The organism is Candidatus Similichlamydia epinepheli, from assembly GCF_003056015.1.
In genome coordinates, this window is record NZ_PPEU01000039.1 from 1 (window position 1) to 7734 (window position 7734).

Genomic DNA, 7734 nt, shown 5'->3' on the forward strand with positions numbered 1-7734 from the left:
TAGAACATATGTTGATAGCAATGGAGTCTCCCAGGCGTCTCTTGAATTGAAAGCCTTTTTGATTCGTTTTCTTCCAGGAAGAAGACACGGACCGAAAAATTCACATGCTCCAATTTGTTCTCGCATATATCTACGAAATGAAAAAGCAATCTCACTTTGTGCACGAAAAACAGACGCAATAGAGGGAGAGCGAATAGAAACTCCCCTGCAATCGAGAATAAGATCAAGATCTACGTCAACAATTGTCTTTGTGTAATCCCAAGGGAACACTTTATCTATTTTCGAAACAATAGTAATAAAACTTTCCGTCAATTCAGGTTTGCCATCTTTGCTCTTAGATGGTGTGACAAGTCCTGAAATGGAAAGAATAGTACCAACATGACAATCACTCAGCTTAGATAATTCATCCTTGTTCAAGACCACCTGAGAAATCCCATCACGATCACGAACAAGAAGAAATGCGATCTTACCTAATGAACGAAGACCATGCATCCAACCTTTAATGACAACACGTCGGCCAAGATAAAACGGGAGATCTTTAGAAAAAACACGAGACATGCGACAAACTAGCTAAAAAGGAGACAAATCCTCGGAGTAACCTTCTTCCGAGCTATAAATTGCCTTTCCTTTACCTGGAGAAAACCCCGCAGGATGTGAAGACGGAACACCGGTGTATTCTACTTCACCAGAAAAATCAGAATCGTCAATGTCTTTCACGTCAGTAGGTTTTGCTGTACCAAAAGAAGATTCACCCTCATTTCTACTTCCTGGAAGAAAACGAATCAAAAAGGCTTTCAATTCAAGAGACGCCTGGGAGACTCCATTGCTATCAACATATGTTCTAGGCTTTCGCATAGTCCCATAAACTACAACACGAGAACCTTTCCTTATGTAAGGAATAACGCGTTCTAGTTCACCATCCCAGACAACAACCCTCCACCAGAGGACTTCCTCTTTTTCACCCTTGCGCTGATTATCTGCAATGACGAGAACAGTCATCTTAGCGCCATTAGCTGTAACCCTCTTCTCAGGGTCTATGACAACATTTCCAATAACTTCAATAAAATTCATTGCAAAAAACCCCTTGAGAAACATCCAGCCAAACTACCAAGTATATCCCGGCAAAGATGGGGAAACGAGTTTAGCAATAGGCCACTCAATTCTGCAAGGGTATCTAAAATCAAAGAAGATTTAATTAAATACGGATAAAGCCTTCCCCACCAGGTTTAGCAGATCCGCCAGTTTCTTCTTTCGAAGAACTACTTTCATTTGAGGAACCACTGCTACTTGCACCACTTGCCATTCCAGAAATCTGTTCAGCGTTCTTTCCAGCTAAAACTGGCAAAGTAGATAGATCGACTTCTTGTCCAGCACAAATACTAGCACAAACTTTTCTCCAAGCGTCCACTATCTCTACGTACAATGGGGCGAACTCCTTTAATGCATCTGGAAAAGCAGCCGACATTTCCAAAGTAGAATGAATCAATATTAGTTGTTCTTCTGGAGCAATACCGACTCCACCACCTGCCATTTGACCACCTAGAATCGATCCTCTAAGCAAAGTCTCATACAATTTCATGAGGATTTCTTTGTCTTCGGGAAAAGAATCAAGCAGAGGGGAATAGATATATAGCTTCTTTGAAGTAGTCTCATATGTCATATGCATGGAGAAATCATTGTCGATCGCGAGGATACATGTGTTATTCTCGTCGAAATCAAGTCCCTCCAGACCCAAGGCCTTTCCTAGTTCAACTAAATTACGCTTTGCATTTTCAAAAGACATCGATGTCCCCCCATAAAGCACTGAAAAGAGTGGTTTGTCTCTCCGAACTTTAACAGCGTTAGGAACTGGTTTGCAATGAGAAGAACAAACACACCCTCGATACGAAGGGCCCTATCACGGTCCTCTAGTTGTCTCTATCTCAGTCTATCTTTATAGGAAAGCTCAGAAGGACTGTAAACTTTATCATTTCAATCAAGCCTCAGATATCGTTGGTACGACTTTACAGTCAATAGTAGTCCATGTCATCATTCGCTCGGAAGTTTTGCCCTAATCCGCCAAAACACAACGGAGCTCCATATGTACTATGGGGTGGTTTGTGCACGACAATTGTGGGGCCCCATTGATGTTAAGTACAAGCCGAACTTTACTAAAATTCATTAATCCTATGAATAAGGGGGGAACAATCGCCCCAGAGGGAGAAAGTAAGATTATGGCCGGAAAGAGCGAACGACTTAGAAAGCTTGAAGAAGAACGGGCAAATTTAGAGCAATGGCTCAAGCTAGGGCTCGTGCCCAAAAAAGAACTTTCCAAATATCTACAAGAAACTGAGGAGCTCAAGACCCGCATAGAAGAAGAAAAAGAGCGGTTACAAGCTCTTAAGGAAATTGGGCATAACCAAGATTGCATACCTGCCCGTCGTCAGATCAGAGGTGGTTATGCTGAGAATCCAACTGTTGGCACTACAATTGGAGAAGGAAATTCAAGTGAAGGACATTCAGATGGAACTGAAACAGGGTATCACCAATCTGAAAATAACCGAGGTTTTGCACGTCGTGATCTAGAAACAACAGAAGGTCTCGATGATGCTTACACCGATATGGGAGGTGAATATCACTCTCATGATTGTACTAGTTCATCTCGTCAACAAGGAAGAAACTGGCATGGCTTGCGTGATCCAGATGCATACGATGAGGAGGTTTTCTGGTGAGACATCATCCATCTGGAATAGATTCTTTTCCTTCAATTATTTTTGACCATGCTATTCCTTTGTTATGAAGCTTAACTAGGTGCGATACGAATGAATCACTGTTTATGTTTTCAAATGAGATGCTTTTGTGAATCGTGAACTGATTGCTTTTAAGGTCTATTCCGAACACTTCTCCATCATTAGGAGACAGGTTTTCTTTTAACAGACGCATAAGAAGAGGATTTGAATCTTTTGTCTTGGACACTACACCCAAAAAACAAACTGCCTGAATAATCGGTTTTTCTTGGTCGGCTTCAATGGAGATTCGTAATCCTTCTTCTGTTGTGATTTCGCATGAGGACGACCCATTCAATTCAATGTTTGAACCGGTCCATGCTAATTCTTTAATCAAGTTTTCAAAAGGCAAGTAGTACACGGGCTTAATTCATTCCTCGCATTGTTGTCTTGATTGCTAGCTCTTCTTCCTCGGTTAAATCTTCTTCCTCATCATCTGACTCTTCAGATGAATCGTCGTATTCGTCACCTTCAGCTTCTACAATGTCTTCATACTCATTCTCTAGCTCTTCTAAAACTTCCAAGATAGTTTTAGTTAATTCTTCTTTGTGTAAAAGCGCGGAATTAGCATCAGTCCCATAACCAAATAATTTATAAGGGTCTACCTCACGTAAAGCATCTCTAACTTGCATTCCTAGAACAATTAACCCCGGGACAGAGTCATGAGCTCCCATTTGACCAATTAAATGACGAGTATTTTCTGGGCTTGGGAAACGATCTGAAACAAAACGCATAAAGGTTTTCGACATAATCTCAAAACTCATCTTAGGTAGTGATTCGAGACCATACTGAACAAACAATCGATTTACCATTTTTTCTCTAGCTTTAAAGAAACGGAAAACTCCCAAAATTGCTTGAGCAATACGTGTTTCATTCAGAAGGCGATAAAGTTCTCCACGGGCAATAGAAGGGCCTTTTGATCTCAAGTCAGATCCTAGTGATCTAAGTAAAAAACCAATAACTTTTCTAAGCTGAGGATAAGCAAAACGGCTAGATAAGTCATCAAATAGATCAGGAGCTGTTCTTGGGTTCGCTGTGATATCTAAATACATCTTTCGAAGAACTGTAGGAGAACCAAGTCCATACTTAGAAAAAAATCTGGCTTCATTACCCATATTTCTTCCAGCAAGGATCTCTCGACCGTATTTCTGATGTATCATTTTTTTCAAATTCTGAAACTTTGCAAGAAGAGCTTGATCAGCTCCCTCAGATAGAAAATCTAAAACTTCGTCAACTAAAGACCATTCTTGAAAATAGAGTTTAATCTTATTAAGAATCGTCTTCTCGTCGTCGTCACCACGAATCTGTCCTTGTAAAGCAAGAAGATACTGTTCGTCTAATTCCTCATTCTCTTCTTGATAACGTGCAGCCCTTTCCCTAGCCGATTCTTTACTTTCAGAAACTCCTTTTTCTTCACTATCTGTAAGGCTAATACTTAACATCAATGGGGCCCCACAATTGTCGTGCACAAACCACCCCATAGTACGAAGAAAGCCCATTAAAAAGAGATAGTTTACCTTGAGAAATAAGTGAAACAAGAGAATCTGATTTCACCTCCATTTGAATGACCTTGAGCTCATCTTTTAGAGCCAAAGCATCTTCCTGAGCGACTTTGACCACATCAAAGCTTGAAGAATCAATTCTATTGTCCGCCATACTGAGACCTATCTTTTGATTACCTCAGTTGAATTCTTCCCAAAGGTTGGATTCGAATCTCCGGAATAACCTCTTGATAAGAGATCACAGCAACATCTTGGATCTCCATCTCAATAAGCTTCCTAACGAATCTACGAACATCAATAGCTGTCAAAACTACAGGAGGCTGTGCACCTGGAGGTGGTGGAGTGATAACATTCCTAAAAGCTTGTAGAATCAATTGTACAGAGTCAGGCTCCAAAGCGAGATAAGAACCAGCAGAAGTCTGCTTAATAGCACCTCGAACAATGTCTTCAATCTCAGGGTCTAGGACATAAACAGAGATAACTGATTGCCCTTGAGAATATTTGTAACTGATATATCTCTTCAGAGATGATCTAACATATTCTGTCAAGAGAACAGTGTCTTTTTCAGACTGAGCCCATTCACTTAACGACTCCATAATTGTCCTTAAATCCTTAATTGAAATCTGTTCTTGAACTAATCGTCTGAAAATTTCTGTCATCTTTTGTAACGGTATAAGACGGGTAACCTCTTTGACTAAATCAGGGAAAGATCGCTCCAAAAACTCTAACATCCCTCGAACTTCCTGAATGCCAACAAACTCCATTGTGTAGTGACGAAAGAAGACAGACAAATGCAAAATCAGCACCTCTAATGGCTTCCAGTTCTTAATTCCAGCTTTGCGAAGAATAGAATCATACCTTTTCGGGACCCAAAGAGACGGCATGCTTGGACCATTCTTATATGACTGAAATGAGAGATTGTACCTTTTTAACGTAGTTTCCACCTCATTAGTCAGGAGATGCTCTGCAACAATTCTTCCACGAACAACAGGAACCTCATTTAAAAGAATTGCATACTCTTCCTTTTCAAGACTTGGACTATCTACACGAACGTGCACACCAGGAAATCTAACACCTAGCTCGTGATATAAAGCCTGTCTCATTTTAGGGATCATTGCTTCTATGAAGCCAAACCCTTTTCCTTCTTTCTTTACTAACAAGCTAAGGTAATCGCCCAGCTCTAGAATAACAGGTAAAGTAAGAGCATATTGATCTCCAGACCCAGCAATAACAGAATGTCCATCTATATCGGTCTGAATGACAGAGGTATCACCTCCGCTTTCCCCTATCCCAAGAAGGTTTCTTTTTGAATCCACCTTCCAAAGAATGTAACTAACACCCCCTAGAATGATAGAAAGAATTGAAAACGGAGCAACAGGAAATCCAGGTATGACTCCCATCATAAAGGTTGCTCCAGCCGCAATCATTAGACCTTTAGGCTGCTTAAGAAGCTGATTTGAAATTTCCCTACCCAAATTCGAATCACGATCAGTGGTAACACGTGTCGTGATAATTCCGGCAGTAATTGAAATCATCAATGCAGGAATTTGTGAAACAAGACCGTCTCCAATAGAAAGAAGCGCAAATGTATTCAAAGAGGATGAAACGTCAAGGTTCATCAAGAACACGCCTATTACAATTCCTCCAATCAAATTAATCAAGGTGATAACAATACCTGCAATTGCATCTCCCTTGACGAATTTCATGGCACCATCCATGGCACCGTAGAGCTGGCTCTCTTTCTGTAAATCTAATCTTTTTGCGCGAGCTTGTTTTGCATCTAGAATGCCAGCTCTCATATCTGCATCAATGCTCATCTGCTTACCTGGAAGAGCATCTAATGTGAAACGAGCTGCAACTTCTGCTACACGTTCTGCACCCTTTGTAATCACAATGAACTGCACAAGAGTAATTATCAGGAAAAGAACTAATCCAACGACATAGTTCCCACCGACAACGAAGTTTCCAAATGCATATATGATGTGGCCAGCATTAGCTTCCAAAAGAATTCCACGTGTAGTGGCAATGTTTAGACCAAGTCGAAAAAGAGTAGTAATCAGCAATAAAGAAGGGAAAACAGACAGCTCTACTGCGCTTGGCACATAAATAGCAACCATCAATAGAGACAAAGCTAATGTTATATTGACAGCAATCAAAGCATCTAGAAAAGCAGCCGGGATGGGAATGATAATAAGACTAAGAATAACTGTCAGACCAACAGCAAGCGCTAGGTCACTTGTTCTACCAATAGAACCAACGGTTAAATCACCACTTAACCAGTTCATCATTCTCTTGAAGAAATTACCTTTGCTCATAAGCCTGTTCCCTTAAGATTCTCGTCGATTAATTCTTCTACTTCCAGATCTTCTGAATCTTTACCCTCAAATTCCTCTAAACCTCCACTTTCCAACGATGCAACCCATCTCAAAACTTCTGCAACTGCTTCGTATGTCTCAAATGGAATGAATTCATGTAATTCACCTTTTTCGTATAAAGCCCAAGCTAAAGGAACATTCCTTACAATAGGAATCTCAAGTTTTTTCGCGTCAAAAACAATCCATTCTGCTTCAACTCCCTTTCCTCTCGCGACAATGAACGGTGCAGGAAATTTACTATGTTCATAAGCTAAAGCAACGGCTATGTGGGTTGGATTAGTTAAGACTACTTTAGACCCCTTCAATCCACGTCGACCACCACCATACGCTATTTCTCTTGCAACCTCTCTCCTACGAGATTTTAACTCCGGATCTCCTTCTGTATTTTTGAACTCTTGCTTTAACTCAAACTTTTCCATCATCATTTCTTTATCGAACAATCGTTTCTGATAGAGATAATCCGCAAGAGCTACTACAACGAAAAAAAACCCCGCTCGCACTACGACATTCCACAAAAAAGTAGAAATAAGAAAAAATGTCGCTCCAAGTGGTTGTGCAACTAACATGGGAAACATCCCAAGCACTTCTAACCAAGACTTATAACAAATGTAAAAGGAAACTAATACTTTGAATGTAGACTTAAGAAGCTCAACAAGAGTTCTAAGTTTGAATTTCTGTTTCAAATTGTTGACAGGATCAAATTTCTTGATGTCAAATTTAAAAATTTCAGTTGCAAACATTGGTCCTACCATAATGAAATGGACGAGAGAACCAATCACGGCAATTCCCAACGCGAAAGGGATACTGCAAACTAAAATCTGATAAATAGCTTGAAAGATATATTGATAATGATTCGCAATAACTCCTGGAGAGGCTATTCGTCCCCAAAAAAAGAAACAAGTTGCAGCAAATTGTTCAAACAAGAAGGAAGACAAAGCAAGAAGTATTCCAATTGAAGCAACAAAAGTCGCTGCCCCTGGAATATCCTGTGATTTAGCAACCTGCCCTTTTTTGCGTGCATCTCGCAGTTTTTTCGGAGTTGCCGTGATTGGTTCTCTCGTCCATTTCATTATGGTAGGACCAATGTTTGCA

The 7734-nt window shown here is 40.3% G+C and carries 9 protein-coding genes; 1 reads left to right on the forward strand and 8 read right to left on the reverse strand.

The features are described from left to right. The 3 genes from GCCT14_RS03015 to GCCT14_RS03025 form a co-directional block, all read right to left on the reverse strand. Nucleotides 1–558, reverse strand: a 558-nt coding sequence (locus GCCT14_RS03015; protein ID WP_157952542.1) for an OB-fold nucleic acid binding domain-containing protein, incomplete at its 3' end; no start/stop codon positions are given. 12 nt (nucleotides 559–570) lie between these two features. Next, nucleotides 571–1071, reverse strand: coding sequence for a single-stranded DNA-binding protein (locus GCCT14_RS03020; protein ID WP_157952543.1), 501 nt, complete (start codon nucleotides 1069–1071; stop codon nucleotides 571–573). Between the two features lie 124 nt (nucleotides 1072–1195). Then, nucleotides 1196–1783: a CesT family type III secretion system chaperone gene (locus tag GCCT14_RS03025; protein WP_108624188.1), complete on the reverse strand. Its 588-nt coding sequence runs from the start codon at nucleotides 1781–1783 to the stop codon at nucleotides 1196–1198. Nucleotides 1784–2087: 304 nt separating this feature from the next. On the opposite strand from GCCT14_RS03025, the gene GCCT14_RS03030 reads away from it, so the two are divergent. After that, complete coding sequence (locus tag GCCT14_RS03030; RefSeq protein ID WP_108624189.1) at nucleotides 2088–2711, forward strand: hypothetical protein; 624 nt, start codon at nucleotides 2088–2090, stop codon at nucleotides 2709–2711. Nucleotides 2712–2715: 4 nt separating this feature from the next. On the opposite strand, the gene GCCT14_RS03035 is transcribed toward GCCT14_RS03030, so the two are convergent. The 5 genes from GCCT14_RS03035 to GCCT14_RS03050 all read right to left on the reverse strand — a co-directional run. Further along, complete coding sequence (locus GCCT14_RS03035; RefSeq protein ID WP_157952545.1) at nucleotides 2716–3126, reverse strand: CesT family type III secretion system chaperone; 411 nt, start codon at nucleotides 3124–3126, stop codon at nucleotides 2716–2718. A gap of 4 nt (nucleotides 3127–3130) precedes the next feature. Continuing rightward, entirely contained in the window at nucleotides 3131–4207 is a 1077-nt protein-coding gene (locus tag GCCT14_RS03040) for an HrpJ domain-containing protein (protein ID WP_192875485.1), read from the reverse strand. After that, nucleotides 4194–4421 carry a hypothetical protein gene (locus GCCT14_RS05410; protein WP_192875486.1) on the reverse strand — a complete coding sequence of 76 codons (228 nt, stop codon included), beginning with the start codon at nucleotides 4419–4421 and terminating at the stop codon, nucleotides 4194–4196. The genes GCCT14_RS03040 and GCCT14_RS05410 overlap by 14 nt, the downstream gene beginning before the upstream one ends. Before the next feature lie 19 nt (nucleotides 4422–4440). Further along, the gene (gene sctV, locus GCCT14_RS03045) at nucleotides 4441–6582 is read right to left on the reverse strand and encodes a type III secretion system export apparatus subunit SctV (protein ID WP_108624192.1); all 2142 of its coding nucleotides are present in this window, start codon (nucleotides 6580–6582) and stop codon (nucleotides 4441–4443) included. After that, nucleotides 6579–7734: EscU/YscU/HrcU family type III secretion system export apparatus switch protein (locus tag GCCT14_RS03050; RefSeq protein ID WP_320411692.1), on the reverse strand; the 1156-nt coding region annotated here is incomplete at its 5' end. The genes sctV and GCCT14_RS03050, both read right to left, overlap by 4 nt.

Bases quoted from the DNA above. Each gene is read 5' to 3' on its own strand.
- GCCT14_RS03020 (WP_157952543.1), bottom strand. From the start codon at position 1,071: ATGAATTTTATTGAAGTTATTGGAAATGTTGTCATAGACCCTGAGAAG.
- GCCT14_RS03025 (WP_108624188.1), bottom strand. From the start codon at position 1,783: ATGTCTTTTGAAAATGCAAAGCGTAATTTAGTTGAACTAGGAAAGGCC.
- GCCT14_RS03030 (WP_108624189.1), top strand. From the start codon at position 2,088: ATGGGGTGGTTTGTGCACGACAATTGTGGGGCCCCATTGATGTTAAGT.
- GCCT14_RS03040 (WP_192875485.1), bottom strand. From the start codon at position 4,207: ATGTTAAGTATTAGCCTTACAGATAGTGAAGAAAAAGGAGTTTCTGAA.
- GCCT14_RS05410 (WP_192875486.1), bottom strand. From the start codon at position 4,421: ATGGCGGACAATAGAATTGATTCTTCAAGCTTTGATGTGGTCAAAGTC.
- sctV (WP_108624192.1), bottom strand. From the start codon at position 6,582: ATGAGCAAAGGTAATTTCTTCAAGAGAATGATGAACTGGTTAAGTGGT.